Annotated in this window: 19 protein-coding genes and 1 tRNA gene; 11 read left to right on the top strand and 9 right to left on the bottom strand. The window is 36.5% G+C overall.

From position 1 onward, the window contains the following. Positions 1-13 precede the first annotated feature (13 nt). Complete coding sequence (locus ACS125_RS18445) at positions 14-874, bottom strand: lytic transglycosylase domain-containing protein (protein WP_004790507.1); 861 nt, start codon at positions 872-874, stop codon at positions 14-16. 505 nt (positions 875-1,379) lie between these two features. On the opposite strand from ACS125_RS18445, the gene ttcA reads away from it, so the two are divergent. Together ttcA and ACS125_RS18435 are read left to right on the top strand one after the other, a co-directional pair. After that, positions 1,380-2,285, top strand: a complete 906-nt coding sequence (ttcA, locus tag ACS125_RS18440; RefSeq protein ID WP_005307874.1) for a tRNA 2-thiocytidine(32) synthetase TtcA — start codon at positions 1,380-1,382, stop codon at positions 2,283-2,285. 205 nt (positions 2,286-2,490) lie between these two features. Further along, complete coding sequence (locus ACS125_RS18435) at positions 2,491-2,874, top strand: SCP2 sterol-binding domain-containing protein (protein WP_002118641.1); 384 nt, start codon at positions 2,491-2,493, stop codon at positions 2,872-2,874. A 90-nt stretch (positions 2,875-2,964) separates the two neighbouring features. Here the strand turns inward: ACS125_RS18435 and ACS125_RS18430 are convergent, their stop codons facing one another. Further along, a complete protein-coding gene (locus tag ACS125_RS18430) occupies positions 2,965-4,077 on the bottom strand; it encodes a transglycosylase SLT domain-containing protein (RefSeq protein ID WP_004790511.1) in 1,113 nt (370 codons plus the stop codon). Between the two features lie 372 nt (positions 4,078-4,449). Between ACS125_RS18430 and greB the strand changes: the two genes are divergently transcribed. From greB to ACS125_RS18405, 5 genes are all read left to right on the top strand, one after another. Beyond that, a complete protein-coding gene (gene greB, locus ACS125_RS18425) occupies positions 4,450-4,944 on the top strand; it encodes a transcription elongation factor GreB (protein ID WP_443273772.1) in 495 nt (164 codons plus the stop codon). A gap of 89 nt (positions 4,945-5,033) precedes the next feature. Next, positions 5,034-5,123, top strand: a tRNA-Ser gene (locus tag ACS125_RS18420). 338 nt (positions 5,124-5,461) lie between these two features. After that, positions 5,462-9,460 carry a delta-poly-L-ornithine synthetase PosA gene (gene posA, locus ACS125_RS18415; RefSeq protein WP_443273770.1) on the top strand — a complete coding sequence of 1,333 codons (3,999 nt, stop codon included), beginning with the start codon at positions 5,462-5,464 and terminating at the stop codon, positions 9,458-9,460. Positions 9,461-9,927: 467 nt separating this feature from the next. Beyond that, complete coding sequence (locus tag ACS125_RS18410; protein WP_174732799.1) at positions 9,928-10,806, top strand: MetQ/NlpA family ABC transporter substrate-binding protein; 879 nt, start codon at positions 9,928-9,930, stop codon at positions 10,804-10,806. A gap of 301 nt (positions 10,807-11,107) precedes the next feature. Continuing rightward, on the top strand, positions 11,108-11,848 hold the full coding sequence (locus tag ACS125_RS18405) for a hypothetical protein (RefSeq protein ID WP_443274025.1): 741 nt from the start codon (positions 11,108-11,110) through the stop codon (positions 11,846-11,848). Between the two features lie 268 nt (positions 11,849-12,116). Here the strand turns inward: ACS125_RS18405 and ACS125_RS18400 are convergent, their stop codons facing one another. From ACS125_RS18400 to ACS125_RS18390, 3 genes are all read right to left on the bottom strand, one after another. Further along, positions 12,117-12,962 carry a hypothetical protein gene (locus ACS125_RS18400; protein WP_443273768.1) on the bottom strand — a complete coding sequence of 282 codons (846 nt, stop codon included), beginning with the start codon at positions 12,960-12,962 and terminating at the stop codon, positions 12,117-12,119. A 36-nt stretch (positions 12,963-12,998) separates the two neighbouring features. Next, positions 12,999-13,940: a hypothetical protein gene (locus ACS125_RS18395; RefSeq protein WP_443273766.1), complete on the bottom strand. Its 942-nt coding sequence runs from the start codon at positions 13,938-13,940 to the stop codon at positions 12,999-13,001. Positions 13,941-14,229: 289 nt separating this feature from the next. Further along, positions 14,230-15,381, bottom strand: a complete 1,152-nt coding sequence (locus ACS125_RS18390; protein WP_443273764.1) for a hypothetical protein — start codon at positions 15,379-15,381, stop codon at positions 14,230-14,232. Between the two features lie 840 nt (positions 15,382-16,221). On the opposite strand from ACS125_RS18390, the gene ACS125_RS18385 reads away from it, so the two are divergent. Then, positions 16,222-16,791, top strand: a complete 570-nt coding sequence (locus ACS125_RS18385) for a TetR/AcrR family transcriptional regulator (RefSeq protein WP_443273762.1) — start codon at positions 16,222-16,224, stop codon at positions 16,789-16,791. A 69-nt stretch (positions 16,792-16,860) separates the two neighbouring features. On the opposite strand, the gene ACS125_RS18380 is transcribed toward ACS125_RS18385, so the two are convergent. Beyond that, positions 16,861-17,724 (bottom strand): metal-dependent hydrolase, encoded by an 864-nt coding sequence (locus tag ACS125_RS18380; RefSeq protein ID WP_443273760.1) that lies wholly within the window; start codon positions 17,722-17,724, stop codon positions 16,861-16,863. A gap of 107 nt (positions 17,725-17,831) precedes the next feature. On the opposite strand from ACS125_RS18380, the gene ACS125_RS18375 reads away from it, so the two are divergent. Next, positions 17,832-18,449, top strand: coding sequence for a TetR/AcrR family transcriptional regulator (locus tag ACS125_RS18375; RefSeq protein ID WP_004790546.1), 618 nt, complete (start codon positions 17,832-17,834; stop codon positions 18,447-18,449). A 122-nt stretch (positions 18,450-18,571) separates the two neighbouring features. Here ACS125_RS18375 and ACS125_RS18370 read toward each other — a convergent pair whose 3' ends face one another. After that, positions 18,572-19,189 (bottom strand): TetR/AcrR family transcriptional regulator, encoded by a 618-nt coding sequence (locus tag ACS125_RS18370; RefSeq protein WP_443273758.1) that lies wholly within the window; start codon positions 19,187-19,189, stop codon positions 18,572-18,574. A gap of 79 nt (positions 19,190-19,268) precedes the next feature. Between ACS125_RS18370 and adeD the strand changes: the two genes are divergently transcribed. Next, positions 19,269-20,393, top strand: coding sequence for a multidrug efflux RND transporter periplasmic adaptor subunit AdeD (gene adeD / locus ACS125_RS18365; protein ID WP_443273756.1), 1,125 nt, complete (start codon positions 19,269-19,271; stop codon positions 20,391-20,393). 9 nt (positions 20,394-20,402) lie between these two features. Next, positions 20,403-23,516: a multidrug efflux RND transporter permease subunit AdeE gene (gene adeE / locus ACS125_RS18360; protein WP_443273754.1), complete on the top strand. Its 3,114-nt coding sequence runs from the start codon at positions 20,403-20,405 to the stop codon at positions 23,514-23,516. Between the two features lie 76 nt (positions 23,517-23,592). On the opposite strand, the gene ACS125_RS18355 is transcribed toward adeE, so the two are convergent. Next, positions 23,593-24,198: a nitroreductase family protein gene (locus ACS125_RS18355; RefSeq protein WP_443273752.1), complete on the bottom strand. Its 606-nt coding sequence runs from the start codon at positions 24,196-24,198 to the stop codon at positions 23,593-23,595. A 51-nt stretch (positions 24,199-24,249) separates the two neighbouring features. After that, the gene (locus ACS125_RS18350) at positions 24,250-25,392 is read right to left on the bottom strand and encodes a glycerate kinase (protein WP_443273750.1); all 1,143 of its coding nucleotides are present in this window, start codon (positions 25,390-25,392) and stop codon (positions 24,250-24,252) included. Between the last annotated feature and the right edge of the window lie 220 nt (positions 25,393-25,612).

Raw genomic sequence — 25,612 nt, 5'->3', positions numbered from 1 at the left:
TCAGTAAATATTCTTATTCTATGCGGATATGTGCAATTGCTGTGGCATTATTTGTGACATAAGTACCTGTAGGCGCATCAGTAAATGTTCCATTAGATAAAGTCACAATTTGACGAGAATTGGAATATTTAGGAGCTGGTGCTGCTATTTGAGCTGTTGTGTTTTCCACCGAATTAGAAGATTGAGAAGTGACTTGCGCTGAAGTATTCGTAAAAGATGAAAAACCTGAACCAGATGAATATAAGTTTTGATATCGGCTCGTTACACGACGCACGTAGTCTTGTGTTTCACGAAAAGGGGGAATACCACCGTATTTATCAACGTTTCCTTCACCAGCATTATAAGCAGCGAGCGCCATTTGAGTATTGCCCCCAAAACGTTTGAGTAACCAGCTTAAATATTTTGCACCTGCAAAAATATTTTGCTGAGCATCAAAGGCATTGGTCACGTTAAATCGACGTGCAGTCGCAGGCATAAGTTGCATAAGACCTTGCGCACCTACTGGAGAGCGGGCATTGACGTTAAATCCTGACTCGGTATGCATGACAGCCTTGATTAAGCCTTCAGATACACCATGCTGTAGAGCAGCTTGTTTAATAATATGGTCAAAAGCATTTTTATTTTTATTGTAGCTTGGCAGAACAGAAGCTTCTGATGCTCCCCAGTTTGTATAACTGTGAATATTACTATCAGGGTAGTAAGTCACTTTTACTTTTTTAAGTGATTGATCATAACTTTTTCGGTTGGTGAGCAATGTACTACCATTTTTATCTTGGTAAATATACATTTGACCTGCTGAACTCGAAGTTATGCCGACCGTAAAAGTGGTCATCCCCAGCAAACAAGAAATAAGAAATTGAACCGAATTTTTCATTTTATGTTATTCACAATTTTAAGGTATTTAAAACTTGTCAAAGAGTTTATCAAAAAATATTACTTAAAGAACTTTTGTGTAATTTTTTTTATTTCGACTCTTTCAAAAAATCAAGCTGTTTTGTTCGAATGCTCATCAAAAAAAATTAAAAATTATTTTTAAAATGATTCTATTGACTTGAATAACATGTTGATATTAAAGGGTAAAAAACATTGGTTAAAAAATGATCAATTTAAATAAAACCCTTAACAGAAGGTCAAAACAGTTTGTCAAGTACGAAGAAATCCACAATTTTATCCACAGGTTTTGTGGAAAACTGTGGAAAAGTCCAAAAAGTAAGCATTTTGCACATTTTTTGAACGCTTCAGTCAAAAATAGAGCATCACTTTTGCATCATGCATGAGCAATGTTACGGCTTCAAGAATTGAAACTATTCTTTTGATGCGATTCTCTTCCGAATCATATAAAATTGCGCGGTATTTTTATTTATGGGTATATCTCGTCTATGTACGCGCCAGTTGAGTCCAATCAGGGATTTAATTTTAAGCCTGAACTTCCAACAAGCTCGGCCTATTACCGTTTGCTCAAGAAGCTTCGCCGTCAAGTTGGGCATGCTATTCGTGACTTCAATATGATTGAAGAGGGCGATAAGGTCATGGTGTGTGTGTCTGGTGGTAAAGACAGTTATACCTTGCTCGATATCATGTTGCAGTTTAAGCGTATTGCACCAATCAATTTTGATGTTGTTGCGGTTAACCTTGACCAAAAGCAGCCGGGCTTTCCTGAAGATGTGTTACCTCGTTATATGGAAGAGAATAACATTCCATATTACATTTTAGAAAAAGACACCTATACCATTACTAAACGTTTAACACCGGAAGGTAAAACCTACTGTGCAGTATGTTCGCGTTTACGCCGTGGTTCTTTATATGGCTTTGCACAAGAAATTGGTGCGACTAAAGTTGCTTTAGGACATCACCGCGATGATATTCTTGCAACGTTCTTCTTAAACCTGTTTCATGGCGGAAGTTTAAAGGCGATGCCTCCAAAGCTTTTATCATCGGACAAGAAGAATATTTTGATTCGTCCATTGGCATATGTTGAAGAAAAAGACATCATCAAATATGCAGAATTGCGTCAGTTCCCGATCATTCCATGTAACCTTTGTGGTTCCCAGGAAAACTTGCAGCGTGCCATGCTCAATGAAATGCTACGTGATTGGGATAAACAATATCCGAAACGCTTACACAGTATTTTCGGTGCGTTACAAAACGTATCACCGTCTCAGTTAGCAGACCGTGAATTGTTCGATTTCGAAGCTTTAGATTCTCAGCGCGAGTTAGATTTTAAAGATCCGGAAGAGCTTAAAAACCGTTTAGATGTCGTGAACTTAAGCTTTGCTGCTGAATAAATGCTAGACATAGACAATGTTAAAGGCACTTTATAAACAAGTGCCTTTAATGTATCAAAATACTAAAAAATGAATGTTCCGTACAAAAAGTCATAGCCCTAAATTTAAATTACATGCTATAACAACGCTCAAGCAGAATTGCTTCACATGATGTTGTCTGGATAGACAACTAGAGAAATTGAACAAATAAATTTGAGGAAGAATCATGCCTGCATTTTTAACTGAAGATTGGTTTGCTACTGTCGAAAAATTAACTGCTGAAGCAGGGGATCTTAATTTGCCACCTGCTCTTGCGAATTTGGCAATTAATTTAGTAGTTACAGATGCTTCTGGAAATACCGAATTAGCTTTAGATGGGGGTAAAATCCAAAAAGGTTTGTCTTCAAATGCCAAAACAACTTTAAATATGGATGCTGAAACTTTACGTAAAGTATTCTTAGAGTTTGATATGGCTGCTGCTATGCAGGCATTCATGACTGGTAAAATTAAAGTTCAAGGCGATATGTCTCAATTAATGGCTTTACAAACAGCTAAGCCAAGCCAAGAACAAAAAGATTTGTTTAAGAAAGTATTAGAGCATACTGCTTAAATCTAAAAGAATTCATATAAAAAGCTTACCCTAAGAGGTAAGCTTTTTATTCACACAAACAAAGAATTTATCAACTTTTAAATAATAAAATTAGATATTGATTCGTGTTTGCGCTGTTTTGATATGTTCAAGATAAGCACGAATACGAGTGACATATTGAACCGCTTGCTTATATCGACCATTACGCGTTTTATTACTTTGCAAATAATCGTAGAGATTAACCCATTGGTTCGGGTCTTTCCCTTGTGCTTGCAAGCGCTTCTGAATCTGGTTTACCGCACCTGGTCCCATATTATAGGCCACCAGCGCATACCAGTTCCGATCAGGGAAAGGAATATCATCATATTCACTTAACATCTGGTCGTAATACTTCGCGCCACCTTGAATGCTTTGAGCTGGATCACTACGATTGCTCACACCCATTGCTCGAGCGGTGCTATTGGTCAGCATCATTAAGCCACGAACACCTGTGGGAGAAACAGATTCTGGCTTTAAATATGATTCTTGATAACCAATTGCGGCAAGTAAATGCCAGTCGAGATCGTATTTAGCTGCACTTTGTTTAAAGCTCGCTTTATAAATCGGTAAACGCGTCGTTAAGTCACGTTGAATGGTTGACCAAGCTTCTGGTTTCACCACATTACGATTATAGAAAGAAGCGAGTTGCTGCGTCACACCATTTTGCTTACTTTGGCATACAAAGCCACTAGCGGTCTGGGTGAGGGGGTCATCAGCTTGTTTAAACACCCAGCTTAACTCAGGATTTAAACCGTTTTTTTGCAAATCGGCTGTGTCACCACAACTTGCAGAAAAAGACATTAAACCTTTGTTCTCGATGGTACTTAAACCAGCGCTAGTCATCGCAAAGTTTGCTTTACCTTGCTGAACCCATCTAAGGGCAGTGGCATTGTCTGCCACGATTTTAAAGTCCAGCTTTACATTAAGGCTTTGTGCATAGTTACGGGCTAAGTCGTAACCAAAACCATGTAAAAACTGATCTTCTTTGAAAACGGTTGTCGGGCTTTCTACCGCAACAACAGTTAAAGTGTTTGTATTTACTACAGTATTGTACTGTAGGGTTTTTCCTGCATTAATACTATGAAATGGAAAAAGCATAGTACTGAGTGCAAGTGCTTTTAACGGGAGAGAAGAAAATAAAGAGTTAAGGCAAAGCCTCGACCCTGAACTTGAATTACTGTGCATGTTGTCTCCGCTACAGGTAATTTATGCCCCAAAAGTCAGACAAAAAGCTGCCATAACTTCTAAAAGTTGATAAATTCAATAAGGGGTGGGCAGTCATGACGTCATTCAAAATGACATGAAATGAAAAAAACAAACTGTGTAGAAAATCTACATAGTTTTCTAGAAGGTTAAAAATTGCTCAACATTTAATCTGCGCGCATCATAGTATTGAAAAAAAGTATTGTCAAATTTCGTACAATTAAATATTCGATATATCATCATAAACACATGAATTTCTTAAGGAAGAAAATTTATACACTTCTGATATGAGAAAATAGGGTATAAAATGCTACATCTTGTAAGCGATATGTTGTTGAACAGTGGTTTTTAATCATGAAATCTAACTTAATCACTCGATCTGGGCATGACAAATTAGTTGCTGAATTAAAACAACTTTGGCATGAAGAACGACCGGAAATCACAAAGAAAGTGAATTGGGCTGCAAGCTTAGGTGACCGCAGTGAAAATGCCGATTATCAATATAATAAGCAGCTACTTAGAAAAATTGATCGACGAGTACGTTATTTAGGAAAACGTTTAGAAGAATTAAAAATCATTGATTACGCGCCTGAGCAAGATGGTAAGGTTTACTTCGGCGCTTGGGTAGAGATTGAAAACGAAGAAGGCGAGCAAAAAACTTTACGCATTGTAGGGATCGATGAAATTTATGACCATCATCCGCAGCATATCTCAATTGAATCGCCGATGGCTCGCGCACTGCTCGGTAAAGAAGTCGATGATGAGATTGAAGTACACACGCCATCTGGAAAAAAGCTTTGGTATATCAATATAATTCGCTATGAAAAGAACGAAAACTCAGAAAACTAAATTAATTTGTATTTATTTTGAGCGTTTGAATTAAAAGTTAAATAAAAGGTTTGCCAACTTGAGTTTTTATTTATATTATAGCGCTCGTTGGAAGCGTGGCAGAGCGGTTTAATGCACCGGTCTTGAAAACCGACGAGGGTGTGAGTCCTCCGTGAGTTCGAATCTCACCGCTTCCGCCAAATTCTTAAAAAGCCCTTGTTAATGACGAGGGCTTTTTTTTATGCCTGTTATTTTATTGCTCTGCTTATATCAATTTTGAATAACACTATTTAATTTTTATAAAAATATGTGCTTATATTTTTCCTTATTGTCATTTTAGTTTGATTTATAAGTAATAAAAATCGATTGTTCTTCTCATTTAATAACTCACTCTTCATTTTTAAAATAAAAACTTTAATCTTCATTTAAGTTCAACTCTTTAATTTATTAGATAGCAATTGATTTCTTTAATAGGTCAGAAAAACTCAAACATGACTTTATTTTAGCTAAATCAAAAAATTAAAGTGAGTTATAAAAAATGAACCAATTCGTAACAAGTTCGAAGAATATTATTCGTGGTAAATTTCACCCCGAATTTTTGCAAGATGAAGTACTCGCCGATATTTTTATTCAAACTGCTCAAAATCTCTCAGATAAAACAGCTTTAATTGAAGCAAATAAAACGTTGACGTATGGGGAGTTATATCAGCAAGCCTTAATTATGGCTCAACATTTGACGATAAGAGGGGTAAAGCCAGGTCATATTGTCGGGTTATGGGTACCTCGTGGTATTGAACTTTTAAAAGCCCAATTGGCGATTTGTTTGAGTGGCGCAGCTTGGCTTCCTTTTGATATGGATACGCCAGCCGACCGTATTGCGGTTTGTCTTGAAGATGCCGAAGCTGTCGGGATGATTACTACCGATGAATGGTATGAACACTTAGCTGAAGTGCCACAAACAAAATGGACAAATACTGAACTTCAAAAGCCACTCAGTGAAAATATTCCTTTAGCTAGAACGACCTCCGATCAACCTGCGTATATTATTTATACGTCAGGCTCAACGGGTAAGCCGAAAGGGATTGTAATTACTCAAAAAAATATTTGTCACTTTCTACGTAGTGAAAATAATGTTTTGGGTATTCAAGAGCAAGACAAAGTCTATCAAGGCTTTTCTGTCGCTTTTGATATGTCATTTGAAGAAATCTGGCTGTCTTATTTGGTTGGTGCAACTTTGTGGATTGCACCTAAGTCGCTTGTCAGTGACCCTGAACGTTTATGCCAAACATTAAAGCAGGAACAAATTACTGTTTTACATGCGGTTCCAACATTACTGGCTTTATTCCCTGAAGATGTACCTAACTTAAGAATTATTAACTTAGGTGGGGAAATGTGTCCGGATTCACTTGTTGACCGTTGGGCATTACCTCATCATCAAATGTTTAACACTTATGGCCCAACTGAGACTACGGTTACTGCAAGCCTTGAGTCGTTAGAACGTGGCAAACTTGTCACGATTGGTAAACCTTTACCAAACTATGGCATGTTGGTCATTAACGCTGAAAGAGAGTTACTGCCTCAAGGTGAAACAGGTGAGCTATGTATTTTCGGCCCGAGTGTAGCACCAGGCTATTTAGGTAGACCTGATTTAACTGCTGATAAGTTTATTGAAAACCCGTGGGCAATGAGTTCGGATGAAGAATTGCTTTACCGTACGGGTGATTTGGCAAAAATTGATGAATTTGGTCAAGTCCACTGCTTAGGGCGTGCTGATGATCAGGTGAAAATCCGTGGTTTCCGTGTTGAACTCGGTGAAATTGAAGCGGCACTTTGTGATATCGACGGCATTGGTACCGCGGCTGTAATTCTACGTCAAGAAGACGGAATTGATCAGCTGATTGCTTTTATTGCAGCTGAGCTTGATGCCAAACAACCGATAGAAATTAAACAACTTCGACATACTCTAGCCCAACGTTTACCACCTTATATGGTGCCGAATCGTTTTGAGATTATTGAAGAAGTACCGCGTTTATTATCTGGAAAAATTGACCGTAAAGCGTTAAAAGTAAGACCACTTACGAGTGTGATTGACCGCAGTGAATCAGATCAGCCGCAAAATCCAGCCGAAGAAATTTTATTTGAAATTTTGAACCGCCTGTTTCCTAACATGCCGATTAAACTAGATTCGGATTTCTTTGATGATTTAGGTGGGCATTCGCTTTTAGCAGCCGTTTTAATTTCAAACTTGCGCGAACATCAAGAATATAGCCATCTTACAATTCAAAGCTTATATCAAGCGAGAAGAGTGGGAGCAATTGCTGCTTTAATGTTGGAACAACCAGAACCAACGTTATTTGATAGCCAGATTGGGCAAGACAACCCACGTAATCAAACTTATAAATGGTTATGTGGTATTGCGCAGCTTACGACTATTCCAGTTTTAATTTCGATTAATATTTTGCAGTGGTTAGCACCATTCTTTACCTATCACTATTTTACAGGTGGAACCCGAGACAGCATTCCATATGCAATCGCGTTGTCTCTACTGGTTTACATCAGCGTAATTGTTAGTAGTTTTGTGCTTTCAATTACGGTGAAACGATTATTAATGTTGGGCATTAGTGCAGGACGTTATCCACTTTGGGGAATGACGTATTTCCGTTGGTGGTTAGCAGACCGTATTAGTAATATTTCACCAGTTTATTTATTGTCAGGTTCAACTCTACTTAACCTCTATTTAAAAGCACTGGGCGCAAAAATTGGACATGATGTCACCATTAGTTCAGTTCATATTCGCATGCCATCTTTATTAACAGTTGAAGATGGCGTGAGCATTGGCTCTCAAGTGAATTTAGAAAATGCCAAAGTCGAACATGGTCATTTGGTATTGGGTTCAATTCATCTTAAAGAAGATAGTTATGTGGGTTCATATGCTGTATTAGAAGAAAATACAGTGTTAGAAAAACAAGCTCATGTAAATGCCTTAACTTCAATTGAATATGACACGGTAGTACCAGCCGGAGAAATTTGGGATGGTACGCCAGCTAAGAAAATAGGGCATGTAGATGAACACGCTAAAATGCCAGAACGTCCTAAATTATCGTTCATTCGTAAAATTGCTGAATATGGATATTATGGTGTTAGTGCGTTAATCATTGCTTGTCTGTTCTTTATTCCAATTTTCCCAAGTTTCCTTTTGGTCGATTGGTTAGATGTAAACGTATTTAATATCAATCCGAATAACCACCTGCAAATCGCACTTTATTATTTTGCTTTAGCGATTCCAGCGAGTGCAATGATGATGATGATTACTGCTGTTATTTCTTCAGCAATACGCAAAATTGCATTGCCTCGTCTTGAGACTGGAACGTACGCTGTTCATGGCAGCACCTATTATCGTAAATGGTTTGCATCTCAAATTTTAGAAACAAGCTTACAAACATTGCACGGCCTGTTTGCTACGATTTATGCGCCTACATGGTTCCGTATGTTAGGAGCGAAAGTAGGTAAAAATACCGAAATTTCTACAGCAAATGGTGTTATTCCTGAAATGCTGAATTTGGGTGAAGAAAGCTTTATTGCCGATGCTGTAATGTTGGGTGATGAAGAGATCAAAGGCGGTTGGATGACATTAAAATCGACCAAAATCGGTAACCGTAGCTTTGTCGGGAACAGTGCTTATATTGCTGATGGAACTGTTTTACCAGATAACGTTTTAATTGGCGTACAATCAAAAACACCAGATAACCTTGAAATGTATGATGGTCAAACTTGGTTTGGTTCGCCGCCATTATTATTGCCTGCACGTGAAGCTGCCGAAAAATATCCTGATCACTTAACGTTTAAACCAAGCTTCAAGCGCCGTTTCATGCGTGGTTTTATTGAAGGCCTTCGCGTTGTATTGCCAGCTGCACTCGCAATTGGTGTGGGTTATATGATTGTGCTTGAGATTATTGATGTTATTAATAAATATAACATTATGACTGGCTTGTTGGCTTTAACGCTTGCTGGTTTGCTCTATGGTGTTGGCTGTTTCATTATTGTTGCATTGATGAAGTGGACTTTAATTGGTCGTTATCAACCGCGTTCAGCGCCAATGTGGACCATGTTTGTGTGGTTAAGTGAAGGGATTACCAGCTTATATGAATCAGTTGCCATTCCAAACTTCTTAAACTACTTAAGAGGAACGCCAATGCTGCCATTCTTCTTACGTATTTTGGGTGTCCAAATTGGTAAAGATGTTTACATGGATACGGCTGATATCACTGAGTTTGACTGTGTAAGCATTGGCGACCGTGCAGAGTTTAATAGCTTCTCAGGCCCACAAACCCACTTGTTTGAAGATCGTATTATGAAAATTGGACAAGTAAATATTGGAAATGATGTGGTTGTAAATTCACGTAGTATTATTTTATATAACGCCAATGTTAGCCATCATGCAGTGTTAGGGCCATTAACATTAGTTATGAAAGGTGAAAATATTCCTGCTAAATCTGCATGGATTGGCTCACCAGCTGTGCCTTGGGTTCATAAATAATTGAAACTGAGTTTAACTCTCTAATTTAAAAAGCCTTTGTGAAAACAGGGGCTTTTTTTTATGCATAGGACATAGATTACAGCCATAGTTAGCTTAAATATTGCTAACAAATCCTGAAAATTTCATATAAATCAAATAAGTACATATTTTAGTCAAAACTGTTTTATTTATATAATATGTTTTTTATTTTCAGTGCCTTATCAAGAGTACGTCTATATATCAAAATCGAACAAGTTATTTGTAGAATATTCACTTATTGATATATGATGATCCAATATTTAGAAACTGATTCAAAACATAATTCTGTTGTTCAGCGAGCAAGATCAAGGAAGAAATAAGGCTGAATTCAGGCTTCTAAACCCTTATATATCTGGAATTACTTCCAGCCAAATATTGCATTTCGACCCAATGGTTGGGAATGCCTCGCTCTTTTGTAGAGTAGGCATTTCCTATTTTAGGATGTATCTATGAAAAAATTATTTAGTGTCCTGTTCAGTGCATCTGTACTCACACTGACTGCATGTAATAAACAACCTGCACAAACTGAAAATTCAGCACCAGCTAAAGACAAAACTGAGTCAGTACGCACAATTAAACTTGTTTCAACAGGTTCAGACACTGACGTATGGAAATATGTTGCAACGCTTCCTGAAACTAAAGAAGCGGGTATTAAACTCGAAGTGACGAACTTGACTGACTACGTTGTGTTGAACACATCTGTAGCAAGTGGCGAACAAGATGTAAACGCGTTCCAGTCATTTAACTATTTAGCAGCTTACAACGCTTCTAATACAGCTAAAGTTGCTGCTGTTGCAACAACTTACTTGGAACCAATGGGTCTTTATGCAGATAAAGTTAAAACTGTTGATGAGTTCCCACAAGGCGCTACAATCGCGATTCCAAACGATACTGCTAACGAAGCGCGTGCATTAACATTATTACAGTCTGCTAAACTTATTAAACTTAAACCAGACTTTGACCCTGTAAAAGGGACAACGAATGACATCGCTGAAAACCCTAAAGGTTTAAAATTAAAACCAATTCAAATGACAACAGCAGTTCGTGTTAAAAACGACGTTGATGCAATTGTATTGGGTAATACATTAGCACTTGAAGGCGGCTTAAATGTTCTGAAAGATTCTATCTTCCGTGAACCTATTGACCAGTCTACAAAGCTTTATGTGAACTTATTAGGTGTGGCGGAAGCGAATAAAAATGACCCGATCTATACGAAATTGGGTGAACTTTACCACTTACCTAAAGTACAAAAGTTTGTGAGCGAAAAATTTGCTGGTACAAAAGTTGAAGTTAACAAACCTGTTTCTGAGTTTACTGACATCAAATAAGTAATTTTTAATTTAAAATTATTTTAAAGCTAAGCCTCGGTAATCGCGGCTTAGTTTTTTTTTAATATTTCATATAACGCTCATTATTTTAAATTGAGAAAAAGATGTATCTTTTTAAAAAAGTAATAAATAAAATTGGGAAAAATTTTTCTGTTTTTAGAATATAAGTATTAAATAGTAATACCTATTTTTTAATATGCATATATAGTTTTCTTAGCAGCCCACCTTAGAAAAATATGAAGTTAAAGATTTAAAAATTATGATACCCATACAGCCATTCTCCTTTTTTGCAATTTTTCTATTGTTTATTGTCCCATTGATTGGTGTTGTACTAACACTAGGTTTAGTGGTGAAAGTACTATTCTTTTGGCGAAAGAAGGCTCAAAAGCCTGTGAGATTTTTTTCTCGAAAGACATTATTCATTACGCTGTTGGCATTGATATGTGATCTGTGGGCAGGTTATTTATTTTATATGATGGCATCGGTAAAGTATGAGATCGCCCTTAAGGATCATTACAAGGAAAGTCGTAGTCATTTCGTTTTAACTCAAGATGCACAATATGGAGAATTGTTGATACCCAAAGGTAGCTTAATTAGTCGTTACGATGCTTTTGATAACGGTGAGTCACAAGTACCCTTTAGCTTACGGGGATTACAGGCGGTACGTTTCCCTCATCCTATACAGGTTGCAGGAATGTGGGTAACTGCAATAGAGCCTCCTCGAATGGAGTTGGCGTGGGATCAGCATGTAGGTCCAGTTATGCGCTTTGATCCTAACGAGGAAAATGGCTATGGTAAATGGGTTTACGACACAAAGCGTCCTACAATTGCCTGTGCTCGTGGAGACATAGTGCTACTTGAAATTCCACTCATTGATCATGATATTGCAAAAGAATTTGGTAAACCTGAACCCGATGGAGCTAATGCGCGTTTTCGCCCGAGTGAATGGGGTGTTCTAGAATGTGAAAAAGGTCAAGAACCAATTAAAGTTAGCCCTGCATATACTGGGAATAAGCCAAAAAAGTCTTGGTTTCAACCTTAAGCCTGACAATATCCAGTGTTAAAAAAGCTTTATTTAGTCTAATAATTTTCAGTTGTAGTATTGGTCTCAATTTTATTTTTAAAATTTAATAGAGTTAATGGTTGTTTGATTTTTGGTCATGAAAGATGTAAATATTCCAGCTAAATCCCCTTGGATTGGTTCATCAGCTGTGCTATAGGTTCATAAATAATGAATTGTTGAGTTGAAAAAAGCCTCTGTTGAACAGGGGCTTTTTTATATTTCATAGAATAGAAGCTAATATATTAATTTATGGAATATCAAAAATGATTTGCCATGAACTAGGGCTGCCAACAGAAAATTGTCCATCATCAGATCCAGAATCCCAGGCACTGAAAAAATCTTCAGTCATACCTTGGGTCATAGTAAAATGTAGAGGGTGGGGACTTGGCATTTTTCGCTTTAAATATGCTAATCGATAAGCATCCTCACTATCAAAAAAATTAAAGCCGTCGAGTTCTATATCTGCTATTTCTCTTGCATGGGAATCATCGCAAATAATATAATTTTTTTTATCAGCATATTTTTCCAATGCTTTATACAATAATTCTGAATTAAATTGTGCTGCTTCTGCGAGAATAGTTAAGATTTCTTCAAGATTATGGTCATCTGATAAATTTAAATCACCACTTGAAGGAATTCGATAAGCAATTAATTCTCGTTGTGCTTTTAATTTTAATGTAATCTCTTCTAAATTTTTTGCTGTATTAGAATTAAATCGTCCTAACCAGCTAAAAGCTAATTTAATAGTCTTACAATGGGAAATAGTAATAATTTCACCATTATCCCAATATTCTGTTGGTAAGGTACAAACTATGGCTCTAGCAAGTGATAAAACAGCATAATATTCAAAATATGGATTAGCTAAACGCATATTTTTTTCTGTAGAAAAGTCTAAAGCTTTTAGAAGAATAGTAGCATTTAAGATCATTTTTGTCGCGAAATAATGTCTACAAACCCACTCAGAATTTAATTCAGGAGTCCATTTTTTTGCTAGATTATTTTCATATAGGTTTGAAATACTTTTAGCCACATTACCAAGTTTGGATGGGTTGCATAAATTTAATAGCTCACGATAGGAATATTCTAGATCCATTTTTACCTTAAAATTTAAATAATGATAAACGATAAATTAAGCTATAACTACTAAAATTGCCATTAATCCAACAGGAATGCTAAGAATAATCAAAAAAGCAAATATAATAGTCATGTAGGCATTGGTTTGGGGTGTTCCTGCATTTTTAGATAAAAATAAACTAAATATTTTTAGTTTTGATAAAAGTAGAGATAAAATTGATATAATGAAAATCAAAAAAATCATTGCATGGGTAGTTGTTGCACAATAAAATAATAATGGTTCAGGTATAAAATAAGTAGTATACAATCCTGTACTTGTAACATGAATAGTAGTTTCTGGTGTAAATAGTTTTAATGAAGAAGATAAATATGTCATTGGTTCATAAGTTAAAACAGGAATAGGATCATTAGGCGCTACATCTAAATATAATGAGACCATATCCATTACTCTATACATATGAATAATTATGCTAAATATAAAATATGAAAAAATAATACTAATAAGAAATAAAATTATAAATTTAAAAGATAAGTAATTGTTTTTTTTAGTAAATTTAAGTGAAAATTTAGTCATAAAAATCACGATAAAATCTAAAATAAAACCACCAAAAATTCCTTTTTCATAATAATCTTTTACTGCGAGTTTATAGGCTATAGGGATATTTGCTATAATTTTATGTTCAGGGTTATTAAAAATATAAAGGTATATTATCCAAATAAGAAAAAATATTGCTGATATGGTCAAAGTATATAAAGGAATGGTAATAATTTGACGCTTTGCTAAATACGAACGACCAAAAATCCAGTAAAATTGTTCAACCCAAAAGTTGATTAAAGAGTTTAAGTAACCTTGACCAAAATCCATTACTTTAATATTATCTATTAATTCTTTGCGATTTTTTTTTGTCGAAAAGGCTAGTCCGATAAATATACTAAATACTCCAATAAAAAGAGAGAGTGGAATAGTTATAATACTAAGTTTTTCAATGAAACTCATTTAAAGTTCTTCTTAAAATATTAAATTAAGTCTATGATAATATATTTAAAATACTAACGTCAAAGTTTTAAAAATAAAAATAATAATTTTGACTGTTTTTTAAACTATTTTTTAATTAAAGTAAAATTTATAAAGATTATTTTTTAAAATTCTCCTATTAAATTAAAGTGTTATGAGGTTTTAATATCAATTAATAAATCTAGATGTATTGTAGGAAAAGGGCACTATTGTAATATACTGTAGTAACCCTAAAAAATTAAGAATAATTAAATAGAATGTTTAGCTATGATTAAGAGGGGCTCTTTTGTTTGCCATCTCCATCTTTACCATTTATTGATGTTGTACTCTTAAATAAATCTATGGTGGCTTTAAGTATATCTGTATTTATTTTCATTTGATCTTGTAATAAATCACCAGATTTATCTATTTGTGTTTTATCAACGTCTTTACCAAAGTATTTCAGTGCAAGTTCTTGTCTAATATTATTGGCAACATCTTGATCCATTCCTGAAACATAATCTGGAAAGGCCTCTAACTCAAGTTTTGTTTGTTTTGCTTGCTCTTGTCTTAACTGATAGAAACTCGTAAGTTTTAAAAAATATGTTGATAGAGTGATCCCGACCAATAAAATTGCAAATTTAAAAATAATATATTTTAATGTGTTTCCATTGAATGGATATAAAGTTTGATTGTTTAGTGTTAAGCAATTAGGACTTGTATTTATTGATAGGCTACAAGATAAACCTACTATATTATCCCATATTCCAATTAATGGATTGTAACCTACAGTAAACATAAAAGTTAAGATTACAAAAGTAAAAAAGTAAAATCTATACTTTGCTTCTAATTTTTTAAAATCATTTTCAATTTTTGAATAAATATCCGCACTTGATTGGTTTTTATTTGAATTTTCAATTTTATTGAGTTTAATTAAGTTGTCACTATAATATTTTTGTACAGATATTAATTCATCTTTTAGTTTTAAATTAGTTAACTTTTCTTCTAGAGAGTTTTTGCTTAATTGTTTAAAAGTAAATAAATTAAAGTTTGGGTCAAGATAGTTTTTAAATATTTCTGCTAATTCATTGTCAAGTGTTGTATTAATCTCTCTTAGTAATTCAGTAACACTAATATCATATTCAATAAATTTATTGAAATTTTTATTTATAATAGAAAGTATAAATAAGAGTTTTTCATCTAATTTATGGTTTTCTTCATCAAAATTTACAAGAGTATTAATTACTCTTACTAATATGTCTAGTTTTTCTATTGCTTGATTTTTACCCTTTAAATCCTTTTCAGGTACAACTATTTCTTGAGTAAGTTTAATAAAAAAATCAAATGCTTCTGCGTATGAACTTGTATCATCTTTTCTAAACTCTAAGTTTTCAAAACTGACCATTCCATTGTAAATGTTTAAGTTTAGATAATTTCTTTTCATCTTTCTGATCTTTGATTAAAGTTTAAGATTTTATGTAGGGAGAGAGTATAAATATAAATTCTAATTGAAGAAACCCTAGTCAGTTTTTTATTTTACAAAAAAATAAATAGAGTGTTTAATAAGCATTTTAATAATATTTTTAGATTATAAAATTTCAGGTATTAAAAATATTAGTGAACTATGGAAATACATAAATAATATAAAGGATTGCCTAAGATTGGCCTCTTCTATGATAAATTTCTTTTAAACACCCTCTTTATAAATCCCTCATTAACAATAACTCACTCATTATTTATCCTTACTTTTTAATGATCTAATTTAAAACAAATGTCATTTTGTGTGCTTGACTGCAAAAGGGCGGAGCACTATCCTTTGCCTGCTGGCCTACATTGCCAGACGGTTTTAGCAGACCGTACTCAAGTACATTGAAAAAACTCGTTTTTTTTAATGTAGACCCGTTCGTCTCCCTTTTGTTGCGGTAGGACGGAAGGGGGACACCTTCGGGTGTGCTGGGTCTTGAGCCAGTCTGCTAACCCCCTTTCGTTCTGCCACCATAATTTCTATTTATGTCTGGCAGAACTCCCATTAAAAAGGAGTTGGCTTTGCACATTCTTAATTTCTTGGCAGTCTTTGCCAAAAGCTATAACGACACGACTTAAAATTTTAAAGCAGTTTGATGGCTGTCGGGCTTTTCAGGCTTTAAATCATCACGACCAAAAACTTAATCAACAATAAAACTTGAGATGTGCCAAGCACAGTCTTTATGGCTTTGCTATGCCTTTTTTTCTCCCAAAAAAGTATCTCGCTTATCTACAACAATAATTTTATAACGGTAAAACTATGCGACATTTAGTGATCTCACCACGTGCCATACAAGTCGTAAATAAATCGATTGAACTGTTTCACCACCACGGATTTCATACCGTTGGAATCGACAAAATCGTGAAAGAATCTCAAATTCCCAAAGCGACTTTTTATCATTATTTTCACTCTAAAGAGCGGTTTATCGAAATCTGTATGACTGTGCAAAAAGAACGCTTAAAAGAAAAAGTAGTTTCAATTGCTGACTACGACCAAGGTGCAGGTGTGATGGATAAACTCAAAGCACTTTATCTTTTACATACCGATTTAGAAGGGTTGTACTATTTATTATTTAAAGCCATTTTTGAAACGAAACTGACCTATCCAAAAGCCTATCAAATTGCAGTGAGGTATAGAACGTGGCTACTGAATGAAATTTATAGCCAACTTATAAAACTAAAAACCGATGTTTCCTTTCAGGATACCAAATTATTTTTATATACGATTGAAGGCGCAATTATTCAGCTTTTAAGCTCAGATAAAACAGGGGAACGAGAGATGATATTAGAATGTTTTTTGAAGCAGTTTAAAGTTGGCAGGACTATGTAATATCTACATATTTTGAAAGGAAATCAAACCTGTAAAAGCCCTCAAATGAGGGCCTATATATTAATTTTTCTAGCTGAGAGACTCTTTCAAAAAACCTTGTTGGCCAAATAGCTTTTCACGGAATTCAGCTTCTAATTGTTCGGTTTGCATGTGTAAAGGATTAAAATTTTCATCTCTGACATCAAGCATATCCACAAATGCTTTCGATAAAATTCCTAACCGATTAACTCCTCCAAATCCTAAAAAAACGCCATCCTTTAACTGCTTTAAGCTAAATCTAATATCTTTTCTTTTTAAAATTTTTATCCAATATTCAAACATAATAGGCATGATAAGTTTTGTGACTCTAGCTAAAGCGAGTTTTCTATTTTTGCTCGAGTTGCCACCGATGGCATTTAGCACATCAAATGCAACCGACTTATGTTCAAGCTCTTCGAGTGCATGCCACTCCCAAAGATTTCTGCTTTCTTGTGTAGTTTTTCTTTTAATTAGCTGATCTGTAAGCAATAGCCGAGCGAGGGTAGCTGTGTAATGTTCCATGACTACGGTCGCTGCGACTTGTTCGACCGTTGAAAGTTTACGTAACTTATCCAAACGTGCTTTGGTTTTGGCCTCAATTTCGATTACTTCAGGATAGTTAGAATGTATGAGGTGATTGTTCAGTGTTTTATGTTCACGACTATGAAAGGCTTCTTGAGCAATAAAGGCCCTGATATCTTCTAAAAGTTTTTCATCCTTAATTTGATTTCGAACGTTTCTGATACTTTCAATAAAGAACATTTCACCCGGAGGAAACATAGCTGAAAGCACAACGAATAAAGACGTAACGACAGGATTTTCTTCGTAATAAAATGAGTAATTTTTATTCGCATCGTAAGAAAGTTCAACATTACGACGAACAATTTTTTGATTTGTAGCGAGAGCTGTATTCATTTTTTTAACTCATCTTTAAAAAATAATTGATCAAATTTTGATTTCCATTAGAATTTATCAATGAATTTATACGGAAAAAAGACGGATTTTTTGAAGGATAAAACACAATGGTAACTATAAGAAAACCAAAACAAAATAGAGCTAAAAACACATTTGATTCTATAGTAAGTGCAGGATTTATATCTGTTATGAAAAATGGCTTGGACCATACAACAGTACTTAAAGTATGTGAGATAGCAGGTGTAGGATCGGGGAGTTTTTATGAATATTTCAAAAATAAAGAAGCACTTTTTATTGAGATGCAGCAGCACTTTATTATGGAAATATCGAAAGTTATTTACGACGTAATTCCTGAAATTTTAGATTTAGAGATCCCTGAAGCAATCAGAACAATTTTTTTAAAAATCGGTGAATTTTTGGCAAAAGATAATAATAAATATTTTTATTGGCTCAGTGTTTCTTCTAAATATAGTACCGAAGCAAGCCATGTAAAAGCTGTAAAAGCGATCAATGTCTTAGCCATTGAATATGCTATGAAGCATCCTGAAGTATTAAAAATCAAAAATTTGAAAATGATGGTTTATATTTTGATTCATTCAAGTATTGCCTTAACCATGAACTTTTTTGCTTCACAAAATATGGGTTTTACTTTTGAAGAGTTAGTTGACTGTTTAATTAACCTTACGATGTCATACATCGAGAATGATCGGAATAAGGTGGTTTAGCTTAGGGGTTATGAGGTTCTCATATTAGAAAGTTCATCGGTCATATTTGTATTCACAAAGAATCTAAATGAACTGATCTAATCATTTAAAAAGCCCTTCTTATAAAAGGGCTTTTTTAAAATCTATTCTTTATATTGCCATGCTTTTAAAAAGGTTCGGCAAACCTCTTCATTTAACTGTTGTAGTTCTTGAGGATTCGGAATATTTCCACTTATAAGGGTCGCTGGATAAGCATACCCCATCACAGCACCAAGGAATGCTTTTGTTGCTTCCTCAGGTTGATCAATTTTAACAATGCCTGCATTGTGTGCTGTTGCAAGAATATCGGCTAACGATCTTTTAATATTTCCTTGAGTACGCTGTTGAATTTTTGGAAGAATTTCCTTCATTTCAACTAATGCAATAATCAACAATCTTTGCAGACGAATGACGTCAATATTATAAAAATGATTTTGTACAGTCTGCCCAATTTCTAAGAGTAATTGATCTAGGCGCTTATTTTTTAATTCATGTTGTTCAACAAAAGGTACTTCCATTTCTGTTTTTAAATGATCAAAAACTTCAATAAGTAGAGCCGTCTTAGTTGGGAAATGATTATATAAGGTTTGTCGATTTGTTCCGGCTTTAGCTGCAATAGCTTCCAAACGAACTTCTAATCCATGCTCAAGAAATAGTGCACGTGCTGCTGCAAGGATAGTAGGGCGAATTCGAGAAGGGCGGCCTGGAGATTTTTTTAACATATGAGAGCTTTCTTGCACATCCTAAATATTTACTTTACAGTAAAGTAAATAAATTATCTATAAGTCTGGGGTGCCAGATATGCTTGATCTAAGTTTTAATTATCGTAAGTTTTTATATTTATTGCCGTTATTGGTTTTTTTAAATGGATGTGATTCTGATCAGCCTGTCACTAAAAATATTCAGCAGGTGGGTATTATCACAATAAAACCAGAGTCCATTGAATCTACTTATCAATTGGCTGGCAGAACAGTAGCTTCTGAAATCTCTCAAGTTCGCCCGCAAGTCAATGGGGTAGTGATAGAGCAATTATTTAAAGAGGGCACACAAGTAACCAAGGGACAACCCCTTTATAAAATTGATTCTTCACTTTATCGGGATGGTGTTGATGAAGCTGTAGGTAATCTTGCACTTGCTAAAGCAACAGTCAATTCGACTCGTTTGCAAGCGGAGCGTTATAAAGAATTAATTAAAGTAAATGGCGTGAGTCAGCAAGAGCTCGACAATGCTCGAAGCGCATATGAACAAGCAAAAGCTACAGTTGCGGTAAATGAGGCTGTACTTAAAACGGCTCGCACCAATTTACGTTATACGCAAGTTACAGCACCTATTTCAGGACGGATAGGGCGTTCTTCGATTACACGTGGGGCTTTGGTCACTTCTGCTCAAACAGATCCTTTAGCAACAATTCAAAAACTGGACCCCATGTATGTCGATTTGACGCAGTCGAGTGATGAGTATATGGCACTGCGTAAACAGCTTACTGAAAATGGAATAAAACCAACTGAACTTTCAGTACGTTTGCAGCTTGAAAATGGTACGACTTATGCCGAACAGGGAACGTTTAAGTTTAGTGATGTTGCTGTAGATGAAGCGACAGGAAGTGTCACCTTACGTGCGGCATTTTCCAATCCCAATAATGCTTTATTACCGGGCTTGTATGTTCGTGCGGAACTTGGGACTGGTACACGGCCTAACAGCATCTTAATTCCTCAAGGCGCACTTTTTCGAGATGCCGAAGGAAATCCACTTGTATGGGTTGTTGGAAAAAATAATAAAGCCGAGCAACGAAAAATTACTTTAGGCAGTGCGATTGATAATCGTTGGTTAGTGACCTCTGGCTTGAGCTCAGGAGATCAAGTCATTGTTGATGGCCTGCAAGGCTTAAGTGCCAGCATGACGATTGAACCTACCCAGATGAGTTGAGGATTCCCTATGTTGTCGAGTTTTTTTATTGCACGACCTATTTTTGCTTGGGTCCTCTCTATTTGTATTATGGCGTTAGGTGCAATTTCTATTTTGACTTTACCCATTGAGCAATATCCCGACATTGCACCACCAGGTGTAAATGTCACAGCAAATTATCCGGGCGCATCGGCCAAAACTGTTGAAGACAGTGTCACTCAAATCTTGGAACAACAAATTAAAGGGATTGACGGTCTGCTTTATTTTTCATCGAGTAGTAGTTCGGCGGGGCAAGCACGCATAAGTCTTAGTTTTAATCAAAATACTAATCCTGACACTGCGCAGGTTCAGGTGCAAAATGCTGTGAATCAGGCGCTGAGTCGATTACCTCAAGAGGTTCAGCAACAAGGGATCACTGTAACAAAGTCACAAGGCGATAGTTTACTGGTCTTTGCGCTTTATGATGAAAGTGGAAGTAGATCTTCAGTAGATATTTCCGATTATATGGTGAGCACACTTCAAGACCCATTAAGTCGGGTTGATGGGGTAGGTGAAATCACTGTATTCGGTGCCCAATATGCAATGCGTATATGGCTTGATCCTCATAAATTAAATAGTTATGGATTAATGCCTTCAGATGTTAGGACTGCGATTGAAGCACAAAACACTCAAATTACAGCGGGAGAATTAGGCGCATTACCTACGCGTGATGGGCAGGCTCTAAATGCAACAGTAACGGCATTATCTCGGCTACAAACCGTGAGCCAATTTGAAAATATTATTCTGCGGACAGAAACAAATGGTGCGGTCGTATTACTTAAAGATGTTGCCCGAGTCGAGCGTGGTGCTGAAAGTTATCAGACTTCTACACGTTTGAATGGAAAGCCAGCTTCGGGGATGTCTATTCAACTTGCATCCGGTGCCAATGCACTAGAAACGGCTGAGCGAGTTAAAGCTGAGGTCACACGATTAACTGCCTCTATGCCAGCGGGGCTAAAGGTTGCGTACCCACGCGACAGTACTCCATTTGTGGAAGCTTCGGTAAATGGGGTGATTAAAACTTTAGCTGAGGCGATTGTTCTCGTCATTATTGTCATGTTCTTATTTTTGCAGAGTTGGCGTGCGACTTTAATACCGGCAATTGCAGTTCCAGTCGTATTGTTAGGAACATTTGGGGTGTTAAGCATATTGGGCTATAGCATTAATACACTGACTTTGTTTGCCATGGTTTTGGCAATTGGTTTACTTGTAGATGATGCAATTGTGGTCGTGGAAAATGTTGAGCGGGTTATGCATGAGCAAAATGTTGATGCTCGGCAAGCCACCTTAATTTCAATGCAAGAAATATCTGGCGCGCTTGTTGGTATTGCAATGGTACTTGCGGCGGTATTTTTACCTATGGCATTTTTTGGTGGCTCAGTCGGGATTATTTATCGCCAGTTCTCGGTAACGCTCGTATCGGCTATGGTACTTTCTGCAATTGTTGCTTTAACGCTTTCACCTGCGCTATGTGCAACGTTACTCAAACCTGCAAATGAAAAGCATAAGCAGAAGAAGTTTTTTACTTGGTTCAACCGTAAAGTAGAGCAAGGTCAATCAGGCTACCGCACAAAGCTAGTTGCTGTTTTAGGTAAACCCAAAATATTTATGATCATATTCGTGGGTATTACAGCTTTGTTAGGTTGGCAATATACGCGTATGAATACGGGCTTTTTACCCCAAGAAGACCAAGGTTCAGTTATGGTTCAATTTAGTACGCCTGTAGGTACGACATTAGCTGAAACAGAAAGGGTTGGTAATCAGATTGCAGATTATTTCTTGACGAAAGAAAAGGATAATCTCAATGTGATTTTCATGGTGATGGGTAGAAATAATGCGGGTAGTGGTCAAAATGTGGGAATGGCATTTGCTGGACTCAAACATTGGGATGACCGAGAAGGTGGTGAAAATACAGCCGAAGCTGTGATTGCTCGCGCAAATGCACATTTTAAGTCGCTGCGTAACGCACGTGTTCAGGTGCTTTCACCCGCTGCTGTAAGAGGCCTTGGGCAATCAAGTGGTTTTGAACTTTGGCTGCAAGATGCTGAAAATAAAGGACGTGATGCTTTATTGGCAGCACAAAATAATGTGTTAAAAGCAGCCAGTGCTGATTCTGGCCTAGCAGCAGTTCGCCTGAATAGTTTAGAAGATAAAGCCCAGTTACAAGTCGATATTGATCAAAGAAAAGCCAGTGCTTTCGGCTTGGCTCAAGCAGATATTAGCAATACGCTGTCGTCGGCATGGGGCGGATCTTATATTAATGATTTTATTGATCAGGGGCGTGTTAAGCGAGTTTATTTACAAGGAGATGCAAACTATCGCTCTTTACCTCAAGATATTGGGCAGTGGTATGTTCGTGGCGCTACTGGTCAAATGACACCATTTTCTAGTTTTTCGTCTGTAAGGTGGCAAATGGGGCCTCAAATGCTGCAACGCTTTAATGGTCTTTCAGCGGTACAACTTCAAGGCTCTGCGGCAACGGGTGAAAGTTCTGGTGGGGCTATGGATAAGATTCAGCAATTGGTCGATCAACAACAAGGTTTTAATCTTCAGTGGAGTGGGTTGTCTTATCAAGAGAAGCTCGCGGGTGGACAAACGATCTGGTTATATTTGGCTTCAATTATCTTTATCTTTTTGTGTTTGGCAGCACTTTATGAAAGTTGGTCTATTCCTGTTTCTGTCATGTTGGTTATTCCTTTAGGTCTTATTGGTGCTGTAGTTGCTGCAAGTCTGGCAGGTTTTGTTAACGATATTTACTTTCAGGTGGCGATGCTCACCACCATTGGGCTTTCTGCCAAAAATGCTATTTTGATTGTTGAATTTGCGGCAGCCAAATTGGAGGCTGGTCAGGCATTAATGGAAGCGATTATTGAAGGAGCAGGTCAGCGATTACGGCCAATTATTATGACATCTCTGGCTTTTGTTGCAGGTGTTCTTCCATTGGCTGTATCTACAGGAGCAGGGGCTGTCAGCCGAAAAGAAATTGGTATTGCTGTAACTGGTGGTATGATTTCGGGAACTCTACTTTCTATTTTCTTTGTGCCTTTATTTTTTCTTTTAGTGCGCCGTTTAACGAATAGATTAAATAGCGCAGCAGGAAAATAGTTTCAAAAAAATAATAAAAGCTATTAAAAATTAGGCCCTCATGCTGTAAATGGTATGAGGGCCTAAAATTTAAAACTTAGAATGTATTTTGAATAATCACATCATCGTAAGGAAGTTTACCCACACGTGGGTAAGGCTGAGATGCTGACTTACCAACGGCAATCATTAAACACACCACATGATCTTCGGGTAAGTTAATCAGCTTTGCCATCGCGTCAAAGTCAAAACCATCCATTGGGCAACTGTCTAAACCATGCTCTTGAGCAAGAAGCATTAAGGTTTGAGCAAAAATGCCCGCACTACGCATCACTTCGTCACGTTGGGTTTGTGGGCGGTCACGGTAATATTGATCAATTGCGCCAACCATAATATTTTGTACTTCAGGAGTCGCGCCATCCCACACACGTTTAGCATCGACTTCCCACGAGCTTACTTTTGCGCATAACACAATCAGTAAGGATGACTCTGTAACTTGTGGTTGGTCCCAAGCAATGGTGCGAATCTTTTGTCTTAACTCAGCGTCTTCAATCACAACAGGGCGCCAGTGCTGTAAATTAAACGCACTTGGAGCATTTGCTAAAACTTCTTGTAATAACTGCTTTTTGTTATCGTCAGAAAGTTGAAATGCGGGGTCAAAGCGTTTCACTGCACGGCGGTTACGGATGGCATCAATAACATTCATAAGATTTTCCTACTTGTTGGTTTGACCGTTTTTAAAATAACAAAGAAATGTTTAGGATTGGTTCATATTAAACTGAATTAATCTTGCAATATCGATTGTTCGTTCATAAATCAGTTCGTCTGCATGTTTGCAGGCTTGTTCTAATGTGATGGGACCATTAGTTAGCGAAAATGCAGCCATAACGCCGTGCTCATAAAGCGCTTGGTAGCCTTCACCTAATGTTCCTGCAATGACAATGACAGGAATATTGTGTGTTTTGGCAATTTGACTCACCCCAAAAACTGTTTTACCACTTAAGGTTTGTTGGTCAAATTTACCTTCACCTGTAATGACCCAATTCGCGTTAGAGATTTTATGTGCAAGCTGATTGAGTTCAGCCACAACCTTAACTCCAGCCTTAAACTCAGCATTTAAATAACTTTTGGCTGCAAAACCTAAACCTCCCGCAGCGCCAGAACCTGCTTCATCTCGTTTATCGAAACCTAAAAGCTTAAGCGAGACATCGGCAAAATGAGCAAGTGCTTCATCGAGTAACTGTACTTGAGCAGGGGAAGCACCTTTTTGTGGACCAAAAATATGAGATGCGCCGTTTGGACCACAAAGTGGGTTGGTCACATCGGCAGCCAGTAAAAACCGTGTATGCTGAATACGCGAGTCGAAATGTGTTAAATCAATTTGTGATAGGTTTTTAAGAGCAAGTCCACCTGCGGGTAAAACATTGTGGTTAGCATCGAGCAAAACTGCGCCCAAAGCACTGAGTAGTCCTGTACCGGCATCATTGGTTGCACTACCGCCCACAGTTAAAATAATGTCTTTTGCACCTGCTTCTAAAGCATCCAAAATGAGTTGGCCTGTGCCAAACGTTGTGCTGTGGCAGGCATCACGCTCAGACTGTGGAACTAACTGTATGCCGCTAGCTTGAGCCATTTCAATGATGGCGATTTTTTGTTTTTCTAACCATCCCCATTTTGCTTGAACAGACTGACCTAATGGCCCCATTACGGTTTTTTCACGCCATTTACCTTCACAGACCTCTAACACAGCTTCTATAGTTCCTTCACCACCGTCTGCCATTGGACATAACAGCGTTTCAGCGTCTGGAAAAACCTCTTGCCATCCTTTGGCAATAGCTTGAGCGACGCCCAAAGCCGACAGGCTGTCTTTAAAAGAGTCTGGCGCAATCACAACCTTCATAAGTTCTCTGAATCTGTTTTTTTCAATTAATTTATACTGCTTAAACCCATAAAAACCTACTTAAAATGACGTAAATTTCAGCTCATTACATCATTTCTATTTTTAAAAAATATAAAGTAAATTATGTTTTTATCTGTAAAAATTAAGTCTTTGTATTTTTAAGTTATTGTTATTATTTAATTTAAATAATTTTTTGGTTTGCGCTGAATGATTGTAATTA

Origin of the sequence: Acinetobacter sp. PFS20, from assembly GCF_052261015.1 — a bacterium.
In the GTDB taxonomy this organism is placed as follows: Bacteria; Pseudomonadota; Gammaproteobacteria; order Pseudomonadales; family Moraxellaceae; genus Acinetobacter.
Note: the sequence above shows the minus strand (reverse complement) of the source record. Positions and strands in the feature narration are given on the sequence as shown.